Below are 22835 nucleotides of genomic sequence, written 5' to 3'. Positions count from 1 at the left end.
AGGGAAGCGTTATGTTTAAAATAAACACTACGAATGGTAATGAACGTATGTCAACGCAGGATCTCCTGCAAGCAATTAATGAAGCGCTGGCTGCTGGCGAAACAGATTATTATATAGAAGCTTCCGGACAGCATGATATTGGTGGCCCGTTATGGCATCCGGAAGGCAAGACGCTGCGATTCTATGTGTCCAATCCAGGGCAACGTGTAGGGTCGATGTGTCTTGCAGGAACGGAAATTATTGTCGAGGGATCTGCTTCCGCCGATGTTGGCTGGCTGAATGCAGGCGGCAAGATTGTCGTTCGCGGTGATGGCGGTGATACGACAGGGCATTGCGCTGCTTCGGGTAAAATATATGTAGGCGGTCGTGCCGGTACTCGTACAGGTTCACTCATGAAGCACGATCCCAGCGATACTCCACCGGAAATGTGGATTCTAAAAAACTGCGGCAGCTTTTCTTTTGAATTTATGTCAGGCGGTATTGTCGTAGTATGCGGCTATGACAGTGAACAATTTGAATCGGTTTTAGGAGACCGGTCCTGCATGGGAATGGTAGGGGGTAAGCTGTACGTCCGCGGTACCATGAAGGGGTTGTCGGCTAAAGATGTCAAGGTTGAGTCATTGGCAGCTGCCGATATCGAATATCTCTCTAATAATATGGAGGACTTTCTAACGTCAATAGAACAGCTAGCGCTGAAGGAGCAGTTGACCAATTGGCAGGAATGGAAGAAAGTAACCGCTCTGTCCTATGATGAGCGTCCTAAAAAAGCAAATACCGATATGAAAGCGTTCCGCACCGGCAATTGGGTAGAAGGCGGTATATTCAGTGATGTCTGCAATGATGATTTTGTTACTGTAGGACTGGTAAATACCGGATTGTATCGCCAGCGGATTCCGCTTTGGGAAAACGCCAGGTATAATGCGCCCTGTCAGTTTCACTGCACGGCGTCTATTCCTTCTCAGCAGCGTTTTAATTTGCTGAGGGAGGGAAAGGTGGAGGAAGCCTACCGGCTAGTACTTGAATATACACCATTTCCCGGATCAGTTTGCGGAGCTGTATGCCCTAATCCCTGTATGGAAGGCTGCTCCCGTACCGATATTGATGTGTCAGCTCAAATCAGCGCACTTGGCAATTATTCTATTGAGGTAAACCTTTCTGCACCGACTGTTTCAACCGGTAAAAAGGTTGCCGTTATTGGTGGTGGTGTTGCTGGTCTGACAGCGGCTTGGCAATTGAGAAGACAGGGGCATGATGTAACCGTGTATGATGCAGGTGAGGTAATGGGCGGCAAGCTGGAACAAGCGATACCGCGCAGCAGGCTGGCCCATGAAACATTGCTTAGGGAATTAAAACGAATAGAAGATATAGGTATACGTTTTGAAAACAGTATCAATGTAGATAAGGTGAAATTTACAAGCATTTCAGAGGAGCATGATGCTGTAGTAGTAGCAACCGGTGCCCATATTCCCCGCGTATTTCCCTGGCCTGGCCATGAACGGATTGTCAAAGGTCTAGATTTCCTGAAGGCAATCAATCGCGGTGAGAAACCTGCAGTTGGCAGAAGAGTCATTGTAATCGGCTGTGGCAATTCGGGTATGGATGCGGCTGTCGGTGCTTATCAGATGGGCGCTGAGCAAGTAATCTGTATTGATGTGCAGAAACCGGCTGCTTTTGAAAAGGAAATAGATCACGTTGAGGCGCTAGGTGGTCAATTAATGTGGCCGGTAGCCACGCAAGAGGTTACAAATGAAGGAATTATTACAACTACAGGAGAGTTGATACCGGGTGATACGGTCATTATAACCGTCGGTGAAAGTCCGGATCTGGCGTTTCTTCCTGAAGGAATCCCGATGGAGCGGGGTTGTTTGAAACCTGACAAAGAGTACCGTATTGCCGATAAAATTTTTACAGCAGGCGATACGATCCGCCCCGGCAGGCTGGTTGATGCTATAGGGGCAGGCCGGGAAGCTGCTTTGTCGGTGGATGCTTACCTATCGGGAGTCGATTTTGTGCCGACAGCAAAAACGGTAATACCGACTGGAAAATTAAGTACGGCCTACTTTAAAAAGTGCAGTGCAAGCGATGTCCCTGCAGCAAATGAGGATTATTTGCGGTGCATCAGCTGTGGAACGTGCCGTGATTGTCATATGTGTCAAAAATCCTGTCCAGAAAATGCAATTAGCAGAGTTGCCAAAGATGGGACATTTGAATACGTGTCAGATGAAAAAAAATGTATTGGGTGCGGTATTTGCGCTGGCATATGTCCGTGCGGTATTTGGACGATGACTAATAATGCGCAGCCGATAAATATGTACAAAACTGAAAAAGCACATTAAAATACTCCGGATACTTTTGCTAAAAGTATCCGGAGTATTTAATTTTCAGACTCATTGACACAAGATGTAAACAAATGTCTCCAATTAAAGAACATAGGATAAAATTAGGGCATAAACTTTACAAAAATTCTATTGACACTTCATTAAGTGTCCTCGTATAATGTGTATATAAACACAAATATCTCTGAGTGACGCACCAAAGATGTTGAAAAGATGTAAACTTTACGAGATTTAAGGATCGTTTCAGGGTAGTGGAGGCATGTCCGAGGGTGAAACGACCCCGGCGGAATAAACCCTTGTGCAAGGGCCTGCTGGGGATTTTTTATGTTAGAACTCGGACACAAACTGAAGGGGGGAGGGTAAACCGTTATCCCGATAAGCATAAAAGGTATTATTATTGTTTTTTAAACAGGGTAGAGGGGGACTTGTAATGATAAAAAAGAAATGGTGGTCTTTAACTAGTCTGGCACTTGGTGTTACCATGGTAGCCGGTCTGGTAGCCGGGTGCGGCGGCTCTCCATCAGCAACTGAATCCAAGGATATTAAAATAGGCGGAAATTTTGAGTTAACCGGCGGGGTAGCCACCTTCGGCCAGTCAGCTGCTAATGGCATTAAGCTGGCATTTAAAGAAATCAATGCAGGCGGTGGAGTGTTAGGCAAGCAGCTGGTTTTTGTGGCTGCTGATAATAAGTCGGAACCGTCGGAGTCCACGAATGCAACAACAAAACTAATTACCCAGGATAAAGTAGTGGCCATTCTAGGGGCAGTTGCAAGTACCAATACACTGGCAGCAGTACAAGTCGCTTCCGATAATAAAATCCCACTGATTACTCCAACTTCTACGAACCCGAAAGTTACCGTGGATAACGGTAAAGTAAGGGATTGGGTCTTCCGCTCCTGTTTTATTGATCCTTTCCAAGGTACTGTAATGGCATCGTTTGCCAGCAAGAGCCTCAAGGCAAAAACAGCAGCTATCCTGACCGATAATAGCTCCGACTACTCCAAAGGGCTTACACAGGTTTTTGAAGATAGCTTTGCGAAGGCAGGCGGAAAGGTAGTATCTAAAGAGGCCTTCCTTCAAAAAGATCAAGATTTCAAAGCCACGTTAACAAAGATTAAAGCAGCTAACCCGGATGTAATATTTATCCCTGCTTACTATGAAGAAGTAGGCCGCATCGTAAAGCAAGCCCGTGAATTGGGGATTACCACTCCTTTGATTGGCACCGATGGCTGGGATTCACCTAAACTGGTAGAAATTGCTGGTGCTCAGCCGCTGGAAAATACCTACTTTAGCAATCACTATTCCCCCGAAGATAAAGATCCTAAAGTCGTTAAGTTTGTAGAAACCTATAAAAAAGAATACGGCCAAACTCCTGATGCCCTTGCCGCTCTTGGTTACGATGCAGCTCTAATGGTAGCTGACGCAATTAAACGCGCTGGTGCAGCTGATCCGGCTAAAATTAAAGATGCTCTTGCTCAAACAAAGAACCTTCAGTTAGTTAGCGGCATTATCACTCTAGATGCAGATCATAATCCCATCAAGAGTGCAGCGATCATTGAAATGAAAGACGGTAAACAAGTATTCAAGGAAAAAGTAAATCCCTAGGCAATGTAGCCTATATAATGTACACAAGAGGGATAAAGCGTAAGCGTTATCCCTCTTGTGGATTTTATTCTGCGACAAAACCTCTTGAATGTATTTGTGGAAAGGACACCGACTGTTCATGTCTCCCCTGAAAACATTGACAGTCACCAAAAGTCCATCTATAATATACACCATGACTATGCGATATGGCAGGCTGAAACTTTCTTATCTGAGGGACAGCTTCAAGAAATGTTCCTGCCAAGTCAGCAAGTATCGGGAGGAAGAAAACATGAAACTAAGACAATGGAAAAAAGCTGCCAGTTTAGTAATTGCTTCTGTAATGGCTACGGCGATGCTGGCGGGATGCGGCTCCGGGCAAAGCGGATCTGACACGATTCGCCTGGGCGCAAATCTGGAAATGACAGGCGGAAATGCCACATTTGGCGGATCAGCTGCCAACGGAGCTAAATTAGCGATTAAAGAAGTTAACAGCAAGGGCGGAGTTTTGGGTAAGCAATTGTCACTGGTTATTGCAGATAACCGCAGCGAAGCTTCAGAAGCCGCTAATGCCATGCAAAAGCTGGCAACCCAAGATAAGGTCAGCGCAATTATTGCTCCGATTGCTTCATCTAGTGTCATAGCAGGTGCACAGGTAAATCAGGATAACAAAATCCTGGCTATCAGCCCGACAGCTTCTAATCCAAAGGTAACTGTTGATCCAGCAACCGGAAAAGTAAGGGACTTTATCTTCCGTGCAGCATTTATTGATCCATTTCAAGGATCGGTAATGGCAAACTTTGCTGCCAAATCCCTTCAGGCAAAGACTGCAGCACTTTACATTGACAATTCCAGTGATTATGCTAAAGGACTGGGCCTGTTTTTCAAAGAAACTTTTGTGAAAAATGGCGGCGTCATTGTAAGTGAAGAAGGCTATTTGCAAAAGGATACAGATTTTAAAGCTACTTTAACCAAAATAAAATCGAAGAACCCTGATGTAATTTTTGCACCTGGCTATTATCAAGAAGTGGGCATGATTATTAAGCAATCCCGTGAATTGGGAATTACTGTACCATTCCTGGGCGGAGACGGCTGGGATTCAGCTAAACTGCCTGAGATTGCCGGTGCCCAGGCATTGAACAATAGTTTCTTCAGCAATCATTATTCACCTGATGATAACAGTGCAGCTGTAAAAAGCTTTGTAGAGGCCTATAAAAAAGAATACGGCCAAACTCCGGATGCCTTTGCCGCACTCAGCTATGATGCCACTATGATGATCATTGAAGCAATGAAGCGTGCTAACTCGGCAGACCCGGTGAAAGTAAAAGACGAATTATCTAAAACTAAGGATTATGCTGCAGTTTCCGGACAAATCACGTTAAATGCTACTCATGATGCTGTAAAAAGTGCCGTTATTGTTGAAATGAAAGACGGCAAACAGACATTCCGCGAAAAAGTTAATCCTTAAACGATGATTTCCCGGCTGCATACAATTAATTTATTACTTTGAAGAGGAGGGATCTCCCATGGATTTTGCATCGTTTGGCTCGCAGTTTGTGCAACAATTGGTTAATGGTGTATCTCTCGGCAGTATTTATGCATTAATTGCCCTTGGCTACACCATGGTATATGGTATTATCCGACTGATTAATTTTGCACATGGCGATATTTATATGTTAGGCGCCTATGTCGGCTTTTATGCCACCACCATGGGAAAACTTCCCTTTTTACCAGCACTAATTATTGCCATGGTTGTCGCAGCCATAGTAGGTGTTGTTATTGAACGGCTGGCCTATCGGCCGCTGCGTAATCATCCCAAGATAGCGGTATTAATTACTGCGATTGGCGTATCATTATTGCTGGAATATGGCGGTATGCTGCTTGTATCGCCTCAGCCTCGTACATTCCCACCTGTTTTCGGTAATGAAATCTATAATGTTGCCGGTATTATTGTCAACCTTCAGCAAATTGTTATTCTTGCTATTTCAGTAGCATTAATGATCATATTGACGTATGTCGTTAATCACACAAAAGTAGGTAAAGCAATGCGGGCAGTATCTTTTGATACAGACGCTGCTAAGCTGATGGGAATTGATGTTGACCGCATTATCTCTTTTACTTTTGCTATTGGCTCGGGACTGGCCGCTGCCGCTGGTGTACTAGTCGGTATTTACTATAATTCCATTGATCCCTTAATGGGCATCATGCCGGGCTTGAAGGCATTTGTTGCTGCTGTTCTAGGCGGGATCGGAATTATTCCTGGTGCCATGTTGGGCGGAGTGCTTTTGGGAGTAGTTGAGTCTATGGTCAGTGGTTTTATTTCTTCTACTTTCCGCGATGCAGCAGCCTTTGGCATATTAATCATCATCTTGCTTTTCAAACCCTCGGGCTTGTTAGGTAAGAATGTGCGCGAGAAAGTGTAGGTGACGAACATGAACGGAATAATAAAGAAAGATCTGCTAATGTTTGGCGCCTGTCTAGTTATGTATGCTGTTGTGCAAGGCTTAATCGAAATGGATGTTATTGGCCCCTTCTGGGTGCTTAATATTATCCTTATCTGTATTAATATTATTCTAGTTACCAGCCTGAATTTAATTAATGGATTTACCGGACAGTTCTCTATCGGGCATGCGGGTTTTATGGCAGTTGGTGCCTATTTGGCTGCTGTTTGTACAGTTAAATTGCAGCTGCCGTTTATTGTTGCTATATTGGCAGGTGCCGTGGCAGCAGGTATTCTTGGCTTTGTCATTGGTCTGCCGACGCTGCGTCTAAGCGGTGACTATCTGGCTATTGCAACACTGGGGCTAGGTGAAATCATCCGCATCACTATTTTGAACATCCCTTATGTAGGTGGAGCATCAGGTCTTATGGGTATTCCACGGTTTACTAATTTTACCTGGGTGTTTTTTGCTACAGTTTTTACCGTATTTTTTATTAAGAATCTAATAAACTCTACTCATGGGCGGGCTTGCATTTCCATTCGTGAGAATGAAATTGCCGCTGAAGCCATGGGTATTGATACCACTCGTTATAAAGTGCTTGCCTTTACAATTGGGGCCGCTTTCGCCGGTGTCGCAGGAGCATTGTTCTCCCATTATTTCTATATTGCCCATCCTGCTTCATTTACTTTTATGAAGTCTTTTGATATATTGACGATGGTAGTATTAGGCGGCTTAGGCAGTCTAACCGGCTCGATTACAGCATCAATTCTGCTTACATTCGTATCGGCTGCACTAGCCAGCTATCCCGAATGGCGGATGGTTATTTACTCGCTAATGCTGATTATTCTCATGCTTTACCGGCCACAAGGCTTGTTCGGCAATAAGGAATTAAGCCTCAAAATGTTTGGCCGGCTGATGGGAGGTGGCAAAAATGGCTCTGCTAACGGCAACTAAACTATCTAAAGTCTTCGGCGGCCTGCGGGCGGTGTCGAATTTTTCCATCGATATTAATCAAGGCGAGCTAATTGGTCTTATTGGCCCTAATGGTGCCGGTAAAACAACAGCTTTCAATTTGCTTACCGGAGTATATGAACCAACAGATGGGCAGATCGATTTTGACGGCAAAAGCCTGATTGGGATGAAGCCATATCAGATCACGCAACGCGGGATAGCCCGGACGTTTCAAAATATCCGTCTTTTTTCTAATTTAACTGTACTGGATAATGTTAAAATTGCTTATCACTTTCATGTGAAATATGGCTTGGTTGAGTCAGTACTACGCTTTGGCCGCTATTTCCGGGAAGAAGAAGAATTGGAACAAAAAGCGATTCGCTTTTTAGAAATTTTTCAACTGGATCATAAAAAGGATGAGATTGCCCGCAATCTGCCTTATGGTGAGCAACGTCGATTGGAGATTGCCCGTGCGCTGGCTGCTCAGCCGCAGCTGCTGCTGCTTGATGAACCAGCTGCAGGTATGAATCCGCAGGAAACTCAGCAGTTAATGGAGATGATCCGCTGGATTCGTAAAGAATTCAATTTGACGATCCTCTTGATTGAACATGATATGAGCCTGGTTATGGGTGTATGCGAGCGTATTTACGTACTTGAGTACGGCAGTATTATTGCTCATGGCACTCCGAATGAAATTAAAAATAATCCGAGAGTCATCGAGGCCTACCTCGGCGAGGAGGTACACTGATGCTAATAATTAAAGATATTAATGTATATTACGGTGCTATTCATGCTCTGAAAGGTATCAGCGTAGAAGTAAAAGAAGGGCAGATTGTTACTCTTATTGGTGCCAATGGTGCTGGTAAAAGTACTACACTAAGGACAATATCGGGATTGTTAAGGCCTAAAAGCGGTGAGATATCATTTGAAGGTAAGAATATTGCCGCTATGCCTGCACAAGATATTGTTAAACAAGGTCTGTCACAAGTGCCGGAAGGCCGGCGTGTTTTTGCTAATATGACGGTATTGGAAAACTTGGAGCTGGGTGCCTACACTCGTTCTGACTCCACTGGAATTGCTGAAGATATGGAGACCGTATTTAAGCGGTTTCCCCGCTTGCGTGAGCGCAAGTCTCAGCTGGCAGGTACTTTGTCCGGTGGCGAGCAGCAAATGCTGGCGATGGGACGTGCATTGATGAGCCGGCCGCGGTTGTTGTTGTTAGATGAGCCCTCAATGGGCTTGGCGCCACTCTTGGTAAAAGAAATTTTTTCTATTATTAAAGAGATTAATCTAACAGGAACTACCATCCTGTTGGTCGAACAGAATGCACATATGGCTTTATCTATTGCAAACTATGCTTATGTACTGGAAACCGGTCGTATTACCATTGAGGGATCAGCGGCTGAACTTGCACAAAGCGAGGAAATCCGCAAGGCATATCTTGGTGGATAATGCTGGTCTGGCTTAAGCATCGACTTGCTATTGCAAAAATGCCTGTGAGTAGGAGCGAGCAATTTTAAAGGAGGAGACTTACCATGTTTGTTAGCAATCGCATGACAGCCAACCCTTTTACGCTTACTGCCAATGCCACAGTAGCCGATGCTTCGGAAACGATGCGGACTCACAAATTCCGCAGGCTGCCAATTGTAGAGAATGGTAAATTGGTAGGAATCATTACAGACCGTGATTTACGGGAAGTATCTCCATCGCCGGCCACCACATTGTCGATTTTTGAGTTGAATTATTTGTTGGCGAAAATGATGGTTAAAGACATTATGAAGAAAGATGTTTTAACCATTCAGGCGAATTCTACTATTGAAGAAGCTGCTTTGCTGATGTACAAGAATAAAATCGGCGGATTAGTAGTTGTGGATGACCAAGATTCAGTTATTGGTGTAATTACGGAAACTGATATTTTTAAGACATTTGTTGATGTAATGGGTATTACACAAGGAAAAACGACCCGGGTTACCATTGATGTAACCGATAAAGTCGGTATACTGTGTGATATTACGGGTATATTTAAAGACCTCAGTATGAATATCAGCAGTTTGGTCAGCTATCCTCTGGAAGATGGATCTTATGAACTGGTAATTCGTGCACAAGTAAATAATAGTGACGCCTTGGTAGAACACCTTTCTTCTGCCGGCTATCCCGTAAAACATATTACGCAAATTAGTTAAGGCATTTAATTTTACACATTTTCCCCGCTGTGGTAATATAATATAACAGGATCAGGCAACCGAACTTTTCGGTGTAGCCGGGCTGAATGCAGCAGGAAAACCTGCGGGACCTTAGGGGACCGCAGGTTTATTTTGCTTGTCCGGCGGCTGAAAATGCAGTTTGGCTGCTTGCAGTAACGGTTATACTGATACTGATGAAAAGTCAGTTTCAATTTTTTATGGGGGGACTATTTGCTTGGAATCATATAATCAATTGAAACAGAGTACAGCTCGGTTATCGGTTATTTCTAATTCCCTGCTGGTTATTTTAAAGCTGGCCGTTGGGTTATTAACTGGTGCGGTGAGTATAGTGTCTGAAGCCGCTCATTCGGGTGTTGATCTGATTGCAGCGCTAATTGCTTTCTATGCAGTCAAAAAATCCAGTAAGCCACCGGATGAGGATCATGCCTATGGACATGGTAAATATGAGAATTTGTCGGCAGCAATTGAAGCATTCTTGATTATTCTAGCTGCACTGTGGATTGTCTATGAGGCTGTTTCTAAGTTACAGTCACCACAGGCACCGGAAATGCTCGAGTATGGTATTGCCGTAATGATTGTCTCAATTGCTGTTAACTACTATGTGTCAGGTAAGCTGTTGGCAGTAGCGAAAGAGACTGAATCGCATGCTCTGGAAGCAGATGCTTTGCATTTGCGAGCCGACATTTGGACTTCAGTGGGAGTATTAGCAGGGTTAAGTATTATTAAGGTAACCGGGCTAGTTTGGCTCGATCCGATCATTGCCATAGCAGTTTCTGTTATTGTTTTCAAAGCCGGCTATGAAATGACAAGGAAAAGCTTATATGAGTTAACGGATGTAAGCTTGCCTGAAGAAGAAGAAGAATTAATTAGAGAGATACTGAATAGCCATCCTGATGTTATTAACTTTCACCAGCTGCGCACTCGCCGTTCAGGCAGCCGTCGTTTAATTGACGTTCATTTGGTGCTTAACAAAAATATGCATCTTAATAAGGCTCATGCTATTTGCGATCAATTGGAGGAAATAATAATAGTTGAATTAGGAAACTGCGATGTGGTTATTCATATTGAGCCGTGTGACTATCATGAGGACATGGGATATTGCCCTTTTGATGGCAGCGAGGCAAATAAATAAGCACGAGCGTTATGCTCATGCTTATTTTTTCTTTTTATCCCGGTTATTTTTTGGGGGCTGCCCATATGGATCATCAATGTGCTTTAACCGAACGCGGCTGGGTCGCGGCATATGAGTTTCGGTCTTTAATTCATTTAATACGCTTTCATTTTCCTGGGAGGCTTTTGCTGCAATAGCGGCCGCGATCGCTGCTGTAGAAGGCTGGATTGTTTGGTCATTCTGCGCAAGAACATCGTTGGGAAGAGGATTGGATAAAAAGCCGGTTTGGGTAAGATTACTGATGATCTTTGTTTCTACTACTTCGGCGATATCGCTGTCGACTGGCAGCGCGGTCTCATCTGATGGTGGGGCTGTTGATGACGGTGAAGATGATGGGCTAGGAGGGACAGGGGGCTTAGGGCATACTACAGGGCGATCAGGCAGGCAGTATTGGTCGCCACAAAAACAGCCCTGGAGACGTCTAAGAGCTGCCAGACCGACGACTTCTTCAGCGGTACGGCAAGGGACATCCTGACCATCTAAGCAGGTAATAAGATAGCGGACCAAGTCGACAGGGCCACAGGTTACGCGAAGCAATTCAGAACTAAATACAATTTTACAGCACAATAATTCCAGTAATACGTCAAGCAGCATGCCGGCGTTATCGTAGCGCCGCACTGCTCGCTCAAACACATCAGGACAAACATTCGGTGTACGGTTAATTTCCTCTGCTGCTCCTACAAGCAAACGGTAAGAGCTGACGAGGCTGTTAAAATTGGGAAGAACGGCGTTAACGTCAGCAAGGATTAAATCAATGATTGCCAGTGGTGCGAGGTCTGTAGTGGTAGTCGAGGTTGTCGTAGCGGTTGTATCGGTATTAACAGTCTGAGAAGTAGTAGTACTAATGGGCATGTCAAACACCTCGCTTGTTTGCTACGCTATTATATGCAGACCTGCCGCTTTTGGCTTATGATAAAAAGTAGTATTCAGAAAAGGATTTTTATATCAGGAAGTATAAATTAAAGAACAGCAAGGTAATAACTAGTACTGCTAACTATGCCGTTTTCATAAGGAGGTATGACGATGGACGTAAAATTAACCCAGTATGCAGCTAATGGCGGTTGTGCCTGCAAAATTGGCCCCAATGCCCTATCGGGGGTACTCCACCAATTGAAGCTTCCCCGTGATCCAAGATTACTTGTAGGTATAGATACGTCTGATGATGCCGGAGTATATAAGCTGAATGAAACAACAGCGCTTATTCAGACACTGGATTTTTTTAGTCCTGTCGTTGATGATCCTTATTTGTTTGGCCAAATAGCAGCAGCAAACAGTCTAAGTGATGTATACGCAATGGGTGGCAAACCGCTGACTGCTATGAATATTGTGGCTTTTCCCCTTACTATCCTTGACGGAAGTATATTGCTTGAAATTTTAAAAGGCGGACTTGATAAAGTCACTGAGGCAGGCGCAATTATTGTCGGTGGACACAGTATATACGATAAAGAACCTAAATATGGACTAAGTGTTACGGGGACGGTGCACCCTGATGCCGTTTTGACAAATGCAGCGGCAGTTCCCGGGGATGTGCTTATTTTATCGAAGTCTTTGGGGACAGGCATACTGGCAACAGCCGCCAGGGCGGAGCTGTTTTCAACAGGTGTGGAAGCAGCTAAGCAAAGTATGATCACGCTGAATAAAAAAGCAGCAGAATGTATGAAGCATTTCCGGATACACGCCTGTACGGATGTGACTGGCTTTGGCCTATTAGGCCATTTATATGAGATGGCTTCTGGCAGCGGAGTACAGGCGGAAATTAATAGTTTAGCCTTGCCTCTATTACCAGAGGCATTAGAGGCAGCTGCTATGGGATTAGTGCCGGCAGGTGCCTACAGCAATCGCGATTATTTAAAGTCAGTGAGATTTTCCTCTTCCGTACCCGAAAACATGCAGGATCTATGCTTTGATCCGCAGACATCGGGAGGGTTGCTGATGAGTGTTCCGGAAAACCAGGCAGCGCAGTTATTGGCGGCGCTCCATGCAGCCGGAGTGGAAGCAGCTGCAATTATTGGCAAAATGACAGCAGAAGGAAAGGGTGAGATATATGTCTATTAATGTAGATGCCCGTGGGCTGAACTGCCCTCAGCCGGTTATTGCGACAAAGAAAGCATTAGATACGATTGCGGAAGGTGTAATTACTACAATTGTCGATAATGCTGTCAGTAAGGAAAATGTTGTGAAGTTTGCCAAAGCAAACTCGTGTGATGTTACTGTAGCCGAAAAAGGTGACCATTTTTATATTACCATTACTAAAGGAGCAGCTAATGGACTTTCGCTGCCGGTTGTGACTTTTCCGGAAGACCTGGGGGGGACCCATGTTTTCCTCATAACCCAGAATACTTTTGGACATGGCAGCAGTGAATTGGGTACAATTCTAATAAAATCATTCTTTTTTACCATGGTAGAAAAGGAGCCGCTGCCGAAAACTGTGCTTTTTGCCAATAGCGGAGTGAAGCTGACAGTAGAGGGATCTCCCGTGCTTGACCATTTACAGGCACTTGCAGCGCGGGGCGTAGAGATTCTCTCCTGTGGCACTTGTTTGGATTATTATCAGTTAAAGGAGCAGCTCGCGGTAGGCGGCATAACCAATATGTATACGATCATGGATGAAATTACTGCTCATAAGGCTGTTACATTGTGAGATGATGGTTATTTATCCACAATATGATCGGCTATTGTCTTTTGCGTCCATCCATCATGCGATTCGAGCTGAGAAGGTTCTTAATGAGGGCTGCATACCGGTGGCGGCTGCTCCGACTCCGCGGGAAGTGGATATTAGCTGTGGACAATGCCTGCTCTTTTCAGCTGTAAACGAGCAAATTATCATGGATGTGTTAAATGGCAATTCTATCTGCTGGTCAAAACTGTTTCAAAGGGATGTACAGTCGAAAAGCTATCAACTAATAATGGAATACAATCATACAAAATAGTGAAGATGGTGTATGGAGGTTAAAGTGGGGTTGACGGAATTTCTGACACCAGAGTTCTGGTTTTATGCTGCCGGTAAAATAATGCGCATTTTATTTATTCTTACGGCAGCAGTAGTGGTACAGCGCATACTGGGCGCTGTAGTAGAGCGGTTTTTCTTTGTTGGCGGTGGTATAGCTGCACTTCATTTTGAAGAAAAACGGGCAAGAACGCTTACGGAATTATTAAAGACATTAATTCGATATTTACTGTATTTCATTGCATTAGTGCTTGTGCTATCCGAGTTTCAGGTTGATACAACCTCGCTCATTGCCGGTGCCGGTGTTGTAGGCTTAGCGTTGGGTGTTGGTGCACAAAGCTTAATTAAAGACTTTATTACCGGCTTCTTTATCATACTAGAGGATCAGTATGCTATGGGTGATTATATTGTTAGCGGCGATCAGGCCGGTACCGTCGAAGAAATTGGGTTTCGTGTTACCAAGCTGCGTGACGCCAAAGGGGTACTGCATATTATCCCCAACGGCAGTATCGTTAAGGTAAGTAATCATACGCGCGGTCCTATGCAGGCAGTAGTTAATATTCCCGTAGCGCAGGAAGCCGACATTGATCAGGTGCTGATGTTGTTGGAACAGGCTTGCAGCGAAGTACAAGGTATGTTGGAAATAGTGGAAGGGCCCAAAGTGGTAGGAATTGTGGAATTGCGGGCTGCAGAAGTGGTTGTCCGAATTACGGCTAAAACGATACCATTAGAGCAGGCTAAGGTTGAGACGGCCCTTCGCTATCAAGTTAAGAGGTTGTTTACAGAGGCTCATATTCCAATTCCGGCAGCGGTACGAGCTTAAATAGGAGGTTGCTCATATGGTTATTCGCTATCAAATCGGTGATATTGTAAAAATGAAGAAACCTCATCCCTGCGGATCGGATCGCTGGGAAATTACGCGCACTGGAATGGATTTCGGACTTAAATGTCTGGGCTGTGGACGGCGGGTAATGGTTCCACGGCCTAAATTTGAAAAAGGGGTTAAAACGATTTTAGAAAGCAAGGAAGTCCAGTCTGAGTAGTTGCTATTTATAAGTGATGAGAGCCAATCCTTTAAATCTGGGATTGGTTCTTTCTTTGCAACGGAGAGGAATCAAAACAACGCTGTCGAAATATTCATATATCAATAGTGAGTTTGCACCTATACATGGCTATTCGATTTAAGAAAAAGTTTTTTGGTTAATGTGAAAAAAGTAACAATGTTAATGGAATTGATGAAGTATATCTTGAGGTGAAGTATGAAACTGATTATTAGTGCGATAACCTGGGAGTCGCTGCTCCAATCGGGTATGAAGCAGTGGGAACTGATTGAACTGGCTAAAAAACTTGGCTGTCAAGGTGTGGAGTTCCGTCAATACTGGAAGGATATTGAGGTTGAAGTTCCCCATATCCGGGCTCTGCTTGCTGAAGAGCAAATGGTTTGTACTTATGCCTGTAATGAGGGATTACTGGCACCAACCCGTGAGTCTACGGAGCAATCTTTAAGATTGATTACTAATCACATTGGAGTAGCCTGCAGCCTGGGTGCCAAAGTGCTGCGTATTAATATTGCAGCAGGGCTTTTTAATGAAGATTTTATTAATGCTTCCTGGTGGCGCCAAGCGGTAACAGGAGTTATGGCCGAGGCTTCTGCCAAAAAAATGCTGATAGTAGTCGAAAATGGTCCTGATCAGCATAAAAGTAAAATTCAACTAGTACAAAAATTGCTAAAAGCGGTAAACTCACCTTGGCTAAAGCTTACCTACGATACAGGTAACTGGATCTATGCAGGTGAGGTACCGGAAGAGGCGCTTACAGTCCTGGAAAATGAAATTGGTTATGTCCATTTAAAAGATATTGTAGAAAAACCTGACGGCAGCCGCGGTCACAGTTATTTAGGAACCGGACTGGTCGATGTGCGCGGTTTAGCCCGCAAGATCATCGCAGGCGGCTACCAGGGACTATTGGCACTTGAGTTTCCTGGTGGTGAGGACCCAATTTTCAGGGTAAAGCATAGCATACAATATTTAGCATAAGGTTGCTATTGACTAGTCACAGGAGCTCCTTTTATAATAGGAGAAGAACAACTGCATTTCAACCGGTACAGGACTGGCGGATCAGTGGATTAACCACGTGGACTGTATTCGGTAAAAGCCGACCGCCTGGGCAAAGCTAATTACTTTACCCAGGCGGTTTTCTATTTGTAAAAACACTATACATAATAATGATAATCAATATCGTTATTATGTATTTTACTTATAGTTTACTCCTGCGTAATATGAAAGGTAGAAGATCCAGCAGATAAGTACTACACATTTTGGAGGGATAATACGATGAATTTTAATACAGGCGACTGGGTAAATACTATAAATGTGCGGGATTTTATTCAACGCAATTACAGCAGCTATGCGGGAGATGCTTCGTTTTTAGTGAAAGCCACACCACGCACCAGTAATCTCTGGGGAAAATGCGCCATGCTGTTGGCTGCCGAGCGACAAGCAGGAGGAGTACTGGATATTGATACCACCAGGGTCTCAACAATTACTGCTCATGATGCGGGTTATATTGACAAACCGCTGGAGGTGATTGTTGGCCTGCAGACAGAGGCCCCGCTTAAACGCAGTGTTATTGTTAATGGTGGTATCCGCATGGCGGAACAAGCCTGCGAGGCCTACGGTTTTAAACTAGATTCAACTATCAGTGATATTTATTATAAGCACCGGACTACTCATAATGCTGCAGTGTTCAATGCTTATACAGAAGAGATGAAACAAGCACGGCGTGTAGGCATTATCACCGGACTGCCTGATGCTTATGGCAGAGGCAGAATTATTGGCGATTACCGCCGTGTTGCTTTATACGGCATAGACCGGCTAATTGCAGCTAAGATCGAGGATTTGCAGCAACTCAGTGGACAAGCGGCAACTGAAGAGGTTATACGTTTACGGGAAGAAGTAGCGCAGCAAATAGCAGCCTTACACGATATGGCTGCTATGGCCAAACAGTACGGCTATGATATAACCGTACCCGCTCAAAATGCAAAGGAAGCTGTTCAATGGGTTTACTTTGCCTATTTGGCAGGGTTAAAAGAACAAAATGGAGCGGCCATGTCATTGGGACGAGTTTCCACTTTCCTGGATATTTATCTGGAGCACGATTTGCAGCACGGCATTATTGATGAAGCGCAGGCACAGGAGCTGATTGATCAGCTGGTTATCAAGCTGCGGCTGGCTCGCCACCTGCGCACGCCTGACTATAACGAACTTTTTGCCGGCGATCCGTTATGGGTAACCGAAGCAATTGGCGGAATGGGAATAGATGGACGTACGCTGGTAACGCGAACTTCGTTTAGGATGCTAAATACTCTCTATAACCTGGGGCCGGCGCCGGAACCGAATATGACTATTCTCTGGTCTCCACAGCTGCCTGAAGGGTTTAAAAAGTTCTGCGCCCGTGTATCTATTGATACCAGCGCCATCCAATATGAAAATGACGAAGTGATGCGTCCCATATATGGCGATGATTATTCCATAGCCTGCTGCGTATCGGCTATGAAGACCGGTGAGCAGATGCAGTTCTTTGGTGCCCGGGCCAACCTGGCGAAGGCGCTTCTTTATGCAATTAACGGCGGCAGGGATGAAATAAGCGGTGAGCAAGTTGCGCCTGTGCTGCCGCTTCCCGCGGGAGAATATTTGACTTATGACGAAGTACGGCATAATTACAGCATTGTCATGAAGTGGCTGGCCGGATTGTATGTCAATACACTGAACCTAATTCACTTTATGCATGATAAATACGCTTATGAACGAGCTCAAATGGCACTGCACAATACCCAGGTTGGACGTTTAATGGCGTTGGGCATTGCTGGCTTATCAGTTGCAGCTGACTCGTTAAGTGCTATTAAGTCGGGCAATGTGAAAGTAATACGTGATCAACGCGGCATTGCTACCGGATTTTCAACAAATGAGGAATATCCTTGCTTCGGAAATGACGATGACCGGGTAGACTCGATTGCAGCAGCTATTTGCTCGGAGTTTTCCGCAAATATTAAACAGCATGAAACCTATCGTAATGCTGATACAACGTTATCGGTATTGACCATTACTTCGAATGTAATGTATGGGAAAAAAACCGGCGCTACACCGGATGGACGTTTGCGCGGCGAAGCTTTTGCTCCCGGCGCAAACCCTATGCATGGGCGGGATAAAAAAGGAGCATTAGCTGCTTTTAACTCCATTACTAAGCTGCCATATGACGATTGCCGGGACGGGATATCCTATACTTTTTCCATTGTGCCCCGTACTTTAGGTAAGAGTCAGGACACGCAGGCTGCTAATCTTGTAGCCTTACTAGATGGTCATGCTGTGCAAGGCGGTCATCAAGTCAATGTAAATGTAATGGATCAATCTATTCTGGAAGAAGCTATGAAACATCCGGAAAAGTATCCGCAATTAACGATACGCGTATCGGGATATGCCGTTAACTTTATTAAATTATCTCCTGAACATCAGCGTGAAGTTATCAGCCGTACTTTTTACGAGGCTATCTAAAGAAAGGTGGTGGACCCCGTATGCAGGCATATTACCACTCAACTGAAACGTTTGGGACGGTAGACGGCAGGGGTATCCGCTATGTACTGTTTTTAAGCGGCTGTGGGCTGGCCTGCAAGTTTTGTCACAACCGGGACAGCTGGCAAACTACGGAAGCGACGATTTCAATTGAACAGGTACTAACTCATTACAACCGCTACCGAGCTTATTATGAAGCGGCAAAGGGCGGAATTACTGTCAGTGGTGGTGAACCACTGCTCCAGGCAGAGTTTGTTACTGAACTGTTTCGCAGATGCCGCCTGGATGGTATTCATACCACACTGGACACAGCAGGACACGCTGCCGCAGAAAGTCTGGCAAAGGTTAGCAGTTATGCTGATGCAATATTATATGGACTGAAAGCAATTAATAATTCCGTGCACAGGCAGTTAACCGGAGCTTCAAACCGGGCGATACTGGACAATTTACGCTGGCTGGCGGATAAGACGGCTGTGACAGTGCGGTATATTATTATTCCGGATATCAATGACAGTAAACGGGATATTGGCAAATTGGCGCTGTACCTGCAGTCGCTGACTGTTACTCCGAAAGTTGAACTACTGCCCTATCATAACGCAGGGCAGTATAAATGGCAGCAAATGGGGCATGCCTATCCTCTAGAGGGAATTCGGGAGGCCGGTGTCGAAGATATCAATCATGCCCGGCTGGAATTAACGCAGAGGGGAATTGTTGTATTGTAGGAGGCATGTATGAGACTGCAATTTATTGTAGGTACAATGACGTTATTGACAGGAATTGTACTAATTCTTGTTGGAACGGATTATGGTAGAATTATAAATGTTACAGTCGGCGTAATTGCAGGAGCAGTATTTGTTTTGCTCGGAATAAGCAGACTAAAACAGGCATGGCTTAACCGGGATAAAGAAGAGTAAAAAAGCATCTGCTGTAAGCCACATGGCCAGCAGATGCTTTTCTACATCAGCGGGAGTACCAGAGTAATCGTAGTCCCTACATCTTTTTTTGATTGAACGGACATAGTGCCGTCATGTCCTTCTACAATATTCATGCATATAGGAAGTCCTAGGCCGTTACCTGTTTTTTTTGTGGTATAAAAAGGGGTAAACATCTTATTCTGTTCGCAGTCCGTTAAACCGGTACCGGAGTCAGATATACGAATAATGACGGAATGATTTTGATAATGCGTGGTTATGCCCAATATGCCGCCTTGTTCAGTGGCATCCATTGCGTTTTGGAGAAGATCAACGATAGCCTGTGATAACTCCTCAGGTGCAATGTGGCAAGACGGGATGGAATCATCAAGCATAAAATACAATAAAATTCCCCGTTCACAAGTCTGGGCGGAGAATTGCTCCCATAAACTGGTGATAATCCGGTTTATGCTGTCGGGACGCTTTATGATAGCTCGCTTCCTGTCTAATGCCAGCAGACGGGTAACCACCTGGTTGATTTGCTTAAGGCTTTCATTAATTTCATGATAATAAACGGTATTTGCCGGGGATAATCCCTTCTTCATCAGTTGAAGATACCCGGTTGCCACTGTTAATGGATTTCTTATTTCATGAGAAACAACAGAAGCAAAGCGTCCGAGCGCTTCCGTATGATCAGTGCCTTTTGGCCTATGATTAAAGTCGGCAGCAGCACCTAAGAGTGAGGCAGGTATAAAACTAAATTTTCCACGCTTAATAGTGAGGATTTTTGTTATTTTGTAGCGTTTTGGGGCTTTCCAAATCGGTGATACTAGACGGATAGCTCCTTGTGGCCGGTGGAAGCTTGTCCTAGCGGGTAACACGCAAATCAACCCCTTCTTAGTTATATAAGTAAAGCCTTCGACTAAATTCTGAAAATTCCTCTTGCCTTTTTTAGAAGATGTAAATTTGTAATACCATGTTTTGGCTGCAACTATCCAAATGCAGTGAAAACAGGTATAATGTCATTGCACTGTTAGAACGATTATACTTGAAAGGTGGAAAATAAATGAGCACAAATCTAGAAGTTGGAATAGTGGGGCTTCCTAATGTCGGCAAAAGTACTCTATTTAATGCGATAACCAAGGCTGGTGCTGAGGCGGCTAATTATCCCTTCTGTACAATTGAACCTAACGTAGGCGTTGTAGATGTACCTGATGAGCGTCTGTGGAAATTAACTGAGATGTATAAACCCAAAAGCAGAACTATCCCGGCAGCTATGCGCTTTGTGGATATTGCTGGCTTGGTAAAGGGCGCTTCTAAAGGAGAAGGGTTAGGAAATAAATTCTTATCCCATATTCGCCAGGTGGACGCCGTAGCGCAAGTTGTTCGGTGCTTTGAAGATGAAAATATTACGCACGTAGAGGGCGGCTTGGATCCCCTTAGAGACATTGAAATTATTAATACAGAATTATGTTTAGCCGACTTAGAAGCAGTGGACAAGCGTATTGAACGTGGACAAAAACTGCTCAAAAGCGGCGACAAAAAGATTCAGGCAGAATTGGCTGTACTGGCTCAGGTGCGGGCAGCTTTAGAAGAAGTTAATCCGGCCAGGCGTATTGGCTTGAGTGAAGATGAAATAGTATTAGTAAAAGATCTCAATTTGCTTACCATGAAGCCAATCTTATTTGTCGCCAATGTCAGTGAAGAAGAGGTTGCAAATCCTGACGATAATCTCCATGTACAGGCAGTGAGAGCATATGCTGCCAAAGAAAAAGCTGAAGTTATTGCTGTCTCTGCAAAATTAGAATCGGAAATTGCCGAGCTGGCAGATGATGAGGCCAAAGTATTTTTAGCCGATCTTGGACTTAATGAATCGGGACTGGATAAGCTTATTAAGGCTGGCTACACATTGTTAGGCTTACTTAACTTTTTCACAGCCGGAGAGCAGGAAGTTCGGGCCTGGACAATTACCCGTGGGACAAAAGCACCCCAGGCGGCCGGAAAAATACATACTGATATCGAGCGCGGCTTTATCCGGGCTGAGATTGTAGCTTATGAGGATCTAATGAATGCCGGCAGCTATAATGCGGCTCGCGAAAAAGGACTGGTACGCTTAGAGGGTAAAGAGTATGTGATGAAGGATGGGGACGTAACGTACTTCCGCTTCAACGTCTAGTCTGGGGCGGCCGCCGATAAGGCACCATCTGCGTTGTTGTCGGGGCAGACGCAATCCTCACCGTACGCCCCATGTACGCCTCCGGTTGCGTCTACCCCTCCGCCTAGCAGCTGGTACCTTCTCGACGGCCTGAGCTTTGCGGCAGTGGGGACGAGGAGACGGGGAACGGGCTTATTGCCGTTAGTGGTGGATGGCTCCCCTGCGGGGTGCACGAAGAAAAACGAGGAATGTGTCATGGGGACGGTTCCGGTGACACACTTTTAAGAACAAAAAAGGTCAGCTTCCATTGCTGGAGGCTGACCTTTTACTCTTTACAGGCTTAGTTTTGTTTTGATTCTTTCGATGGCTTGCTCGGTATTTTCGCGGCTGCCGAAGGCGGTTAGGCGGAAGTAGCCTGCGCCGGAGGGGCCGAAGCCTGTGCCGGGGGTACCGACGATATGTACTTCGGTGAGCAGTTTATCGAAGAAGTCCCACGAGTCCATATTGTTTGGCGTTTTCAGCCAGATGTAAGGAGCATTTACGCCGCCAAATACCTCAAGGCCAATGCTTTGCAGGCCTTCGCGGATAATCTTGGCATTAGCCATGTAGTATTGAATCGTTTCTTTAATTTGCTTTTGCCCTTCGGGGGTATAGACTGCTTGCGCACCGCGTTGAATGATATAAGGTACGCCGTTAAATTTTGTAGTTTGGCGGCGGTTCCACATTTTATTGAGTGAGTGGGCTTCGCCGGAGGCAGTGCGTCCCATGACTGTTTTGGGAACAACGGTATAAGCGCAGCGGGTTCCGGTAAACCCGGCAGTTTTGGAGAAAGAGCGGAATTCAATAGCCACTTCTTTAGCTCCGTCAATTTCATAAATGCTGTGCGGAATATCCGGTTCCTGGATATAGGATTCGTAGGCAGCATCAAAGAGAATAATGGCTTCGTTTGCTTTTGCAAACTGGACCCATTTAGTTAATTCTGCTTTAGAAAGAGTAGTGCCTGTGGGATTATTAGGGACGCAGAGATAAATCATGTCTACTTTTTCTGTTGGCAGCTCCGGTATGAACTGATTCTCTGCATTGCAGGGCATGTAGACAATTTTTTCAAAGCGGCCATTATCTAAGGCACCTGTACGACCAGCCATGACATTGCTGTCCAAATATACCGGGTATACAGGATCGGTAATTGCGACTATATTATCAAGGCCAAAGATCTCCTGAATATTACCGACGTCGCTCTTGGAGCCGTCGCTGACGAAGACCTCATCAATATCAAGGGTAACGCCGCGGGGAGTAAAGTCATGATCAATGATGGTTTGGATAAGAAAGTCATAGCCTTGCTCCGGACCGTACCCGCGAAAGGTCGTCGGTTGCGCCATTTCATCAATGGCAGTATGCAGGCCGTTAATAACTGCTGGTACCAGCGGCTGGGTAACATCACCAATACCTAAACGGATAATGTTTGCAGAAGGGTTTTCATTTTTATAAGCAGTTACTCTTCGTGCTATTTCTGCGAACAGATAGCTTCCTGGTAGTTTCAAATAGTTTTCATTAATGCTCGCCATTGTC

The 22835-nt window shown here is 44.9% G+C and carries 22 protein-coding genes and 2 riboswitches; of the genes, 19 read left to right on the top strand and 3 right to left on the bottom strand.

What is annotated here, in order from left to right; all coding sequences use genetic code 11:
* The first annotated feature begins 11 nt into the window (after positions 1 to 11).
* The 9 genes from RTR76_RS00580 to RTR76_RS00540 all read left to right on the top strand — a co-directional run bounded on the left by RTR76_RS00580 (position 12) and on the right by RTR76_RS00540 (position 10646).
* On the top strand, positions 12 to 2336 hold the full coding sequence (locus RTR76_RS00580) for an FAD-dependent oxidoreductase (protein WP_312515348.1): 2325 nt from the start codon (positions 12 to 14) through the stop codon (positions 2334 to 2336).
* A 433-nt stretch (positions 2337 to 2769) separates the two neighbouring features.
* Entirely contained in the window at positions 2770 to 3942 is a 1173-nt protein-coding gene (locus RTR76_RS00575) for an ABC transporter substrate-binding protein (protein WP_312516149.1), read from the top strand.
* 268 nt (positions 3943 to 4210) lie between these two features.
* Positions 4211 to 5386 carry an ABC transporter substrate-binding protein gene (locus RTR76_RS00570; RefSeq protein WP_396144018.1) on the top strand — a complete coding sequence of 392 codons (1176 nt, stop codon included), beginning with the start codon at positions 4211 to 4213 and terminating at the stop codon, positions 5384 to 5386.
* A gap of 58 nt (positions 5387 to 5444) precedes the next feature.
* The gene (locus RTR76_RS00565; protein WP_312515345.1) at positions 5445 to 6341 is read left to right on the top strand and encodes a branched-chain amino acid ABC transporter permease; all 897 of its coding nucleotides are present in this window, start codon (positions 5445 to 5447) and stop codon (positions 6339 to 6341) included.
* Positions 6342 to 6350: 9 nt separating this feature from the next.
* The gene (locus tag RTR76_RS00560) at positions 6351 to 7313 is read left to right on the top strand and encodes a branched-chain amino acid ABC transporter permease (RefSeq protein WP_312515342.1); all 963 of its coding nucleotides are present in this window, start codon (positions 6351 to 6353) and stop codon (positions 7311 to 7313) included.
* Positions 7291 to 8058, top strand: a complete 768-nt coding sequence (locus tag RTR76_RS00555; protein WP_312515339.1) for an ABC transporter ATP-binding protein — start codon at positions 7291 to 7293, stop codon at positions 8056 to 8058. The genes RTR76_RS00560 and RTR76_RS00555 overlap by 23 nt, the downstream gene beginning before the upstream one ends.
* On the top strand, positions 8058 to 8762 hold the full coding sequence (locus tag RTR76_RS00550; RefSeq protein WP_312515336.1) for an ABC transporter ATP-binding protein: 705 nt from the start codon (positions 8058 to 8060) through the stop codon (positions 8760 to 8762). The genes RTR76_RS00555 and RTR76_RS00550 overlap by 1 nt, the downstream gene beginning before the upstream one ends.
* A gap of 83 nt (positions 8763 to 8845) precedes the next feature.
* Entirely contained in the window at positions 8846 to 9493 is a 648-nt protein-coding gene (locus RTR76_RS00545) for a CBS and ACT domain-containing protein (protein WP_312515333.1), read from the top strand.
* Positions 9494 to 9530: 37 nt separating this feature from the next.
* Positions 9531 to 9607, top strand: a riboswitch (NiCo riboswitch).
* Between the two features lie 121 nt (positions 9608 to 9728).
* Positions 9729 to 10646: a cation diffusion facilitator family transporter gene (locus RTR76_RS00540; protein ID WP_312515330.1), complete on the top strand. Its 918-nt coding sequence runs from the start codon at positions 9729 to 9731 to the stop codon at positions 10644 to 10646.
* Between the two features lie 21 nt (positions 10647 to 10667).
* Here RTR76_RS00540 and RTR76_RS00535 read toward each other — a convergent pair whose 3' ends face one another.
* The gene (locus tag RTR76_RS00535) at positions 10668 to 11537 is read right to left on the bottom strand and encodes a hypothetical protein (protein WP_312515328.1); all 870 of its coding nucleotides are present in this window, start codon (positions 11535 to 11537) and stop codon (positions 10668 to 10670) included.
* A gap of 165 nt (positions 11538 to 11702) precedes the next feature.
* Between RTR76_RS00535 and selD the strand changes: the two genes are divergently transcribed.
* The 9 genes from selD to RTR76_RS00490 all read left to right on the top strand — a co-directional run bounded on the left by selD (position 11703) and on the right by RTR76_RS00490 (position 19114).
* Positions 11703 to 12740 (top strand): selenide, water dikinase SelD, encoded by a 1038-nt coding sequence (gene selD, locus RTR76_RS00530; RefSeq protein ID WP_312515325.1) that lies wholly within the window; start codon positions 11703 to 11705, stop codon positions 12738 to 12740.
* On the top strand, positions 12730 to 13326 hold the full coding sequence (gene yedF, locus RTR76_RS00525) for a sulfurtransferase-like selenium metabolism protein YedF (RefSeq protein WP_312515322.1): 597 nt from the start codon (positions 12730 to 12732) through the stop codon (positions 13324 to 13326). The genes selD and yedF overlap by 11 nt, the downstream gene beginning before the upstream one ends.
* A 1-nt stretch (position 13327) precedes the next feature.
* Complete coding sequence (locus RTR76_RS00520; RefSeq protein WP_312515319.1) at positions 13328 to 13615, top strand: DUF3343 domain-containing protein; 288 nt, start codon at positions 13328 to 13330, stop codon at positions 13613 to 13615.
* A 12-nt stretch (positions 13616 to 13627) separates the two neighbouring features.
* On the top strand, positions 13628 to 14455 hold the full coding sequence (locus tag RTR76_RS00515) for a mechanosensitive ion channel family protein (protein WP_312515316.1): 828 nt from the start codon (positions 13628 to 13630) through the stop codon (positions 14453 to 14455).
* 16 nt (positions 14456 to 14471) lie between these two features.
* The gene (locus RTR76_RS00510; RefSeq protein WP_312515313.1) at positions 14472 to 14675 is read left to right on the top strand and encodes a DUF951 domain-containing protein; all 204 of its coding nucleotides are present in this window, start codon (positions 14472 to 14474) and stop codon (positions 14673 to 14675) included.
* A 216-nt stretch (positions 14676 to 14891) separates the two neighbouring features.
* The gene (locus RTR76_RS00505; protein ID WP_312515310.1) at positions 14892 to 15668 is read left to right on the top strand and encodes a sugar phosphate isomerase/epimerase family protein; all 777 of its coding nucleotides are present in this window, start codon (positions 14892 to 14894) and stop codon (positions 15666 to 15668) included.
* 59 nt (positions 15669 to 15727) lie between these two features.
* Positions 15728 to 15807: riboswitch (ZMP/ZTP riboswitch) on the top strand.
* A 158-nt stretch (positions 15808 to 15965) separates the two neighbouring features.
* A complete protein-coding gene (gene pflB, locus RTR76_RS00500) occupies positions 15966 to 18182 on the top strand; it encodes a formate C-acetyltransferase (protein WP_312515307.1) in 2217 nt (738 codons plus the stop codon).
* A gap of 20 nt (positions 18183 to 18202) precedes the next feature.
* The gene (pflA, locus tag RTR76_RS00495; RefSeq protein WP_312515304.1) at positions 18203 to 18922 is read left to right on the top strand and encodes a pyruvate formate-lyase-activating protein; all 720 of its coding nucleotides are present in this window, start codon (positions 18203 to 18205) and stop codon (positions 18920 to 18922) included.
* Between the two features lie 9 nt (positions 18923 to 18931).
* Complete coding sequence (locus RTR76_RS00490; RefSeq protein ID WP_312515301.1) at positions 18932 to 19114, top strand: hypothetical protein; 183 nt, start codon at positions 18932 to 18934, stop codon at positions 19112 to 19114.
* Between the two features lie 41 nt (positions 19115 to 19155).
* Here RTR76_RS00490 and RTR76_RS00485 read toward each other — a convergent pair whose 3' ends face one another.
* Entirely contained in the window at positions 19156 to 19992 is an 837-nt protein-coding gene (locus RTR76_RS00485) for a HAMP domain-containing sensor histidine kinase (RefSeq protein ID WP_312515298.1), read from the bottom strand.
* Between the two features lie 185 nt (positions 19993 to 20177).
* On the opposite strand from RTR76_RS00485, the gene ychF reads away from it, so the two are divergent.
* Positions 20178 to 21287 carry a redox-regulated ATPase YchF gene (ychF, locus tag RTR76_RS00480; RefSeq protein WP_312515295.1) on the top strand — a complete coding sequence of 370 codons (1110 nt, stop codon included), beginning with the start codon at positions 20178 to 20180 and terminating at the stop codon, positions 21285 to 21287.
* A 311-nt stretch (positions 21288 to 21598) separates the two neighbouring features.
* On the opposite strand, the gene RTR76_RS00475 is transcribed toward ychF, so the two are convergent.
* The gene (locus RTR76_RS00475) at positions 21599 to 22831 is read right to left on the bottom strand and encodes an LL-diaminopimelate aminotransferase (protein ID WP_312515292.1); all 1233 of its coding nucleotides are present in this window, start codon (positions 22829 to 22831) and stop codon (positions 21599 to 21601) included.
* Between the last annotated feature and the right edge of the window lie 4 nt (positions 22832 to 22835).

This window comes from Anaerospora sp., from assembly GCF_032013335.1.
In the GTDB taxonomy this organism is placed as follows: domain Bacteria; phylum Bacillota; class Negativicutes; order Sporomusales; family DSM-15969; genus Anaerospora.
This window is presented reverse-complemented; position numbering and strand designations above follow the sequence as displayed.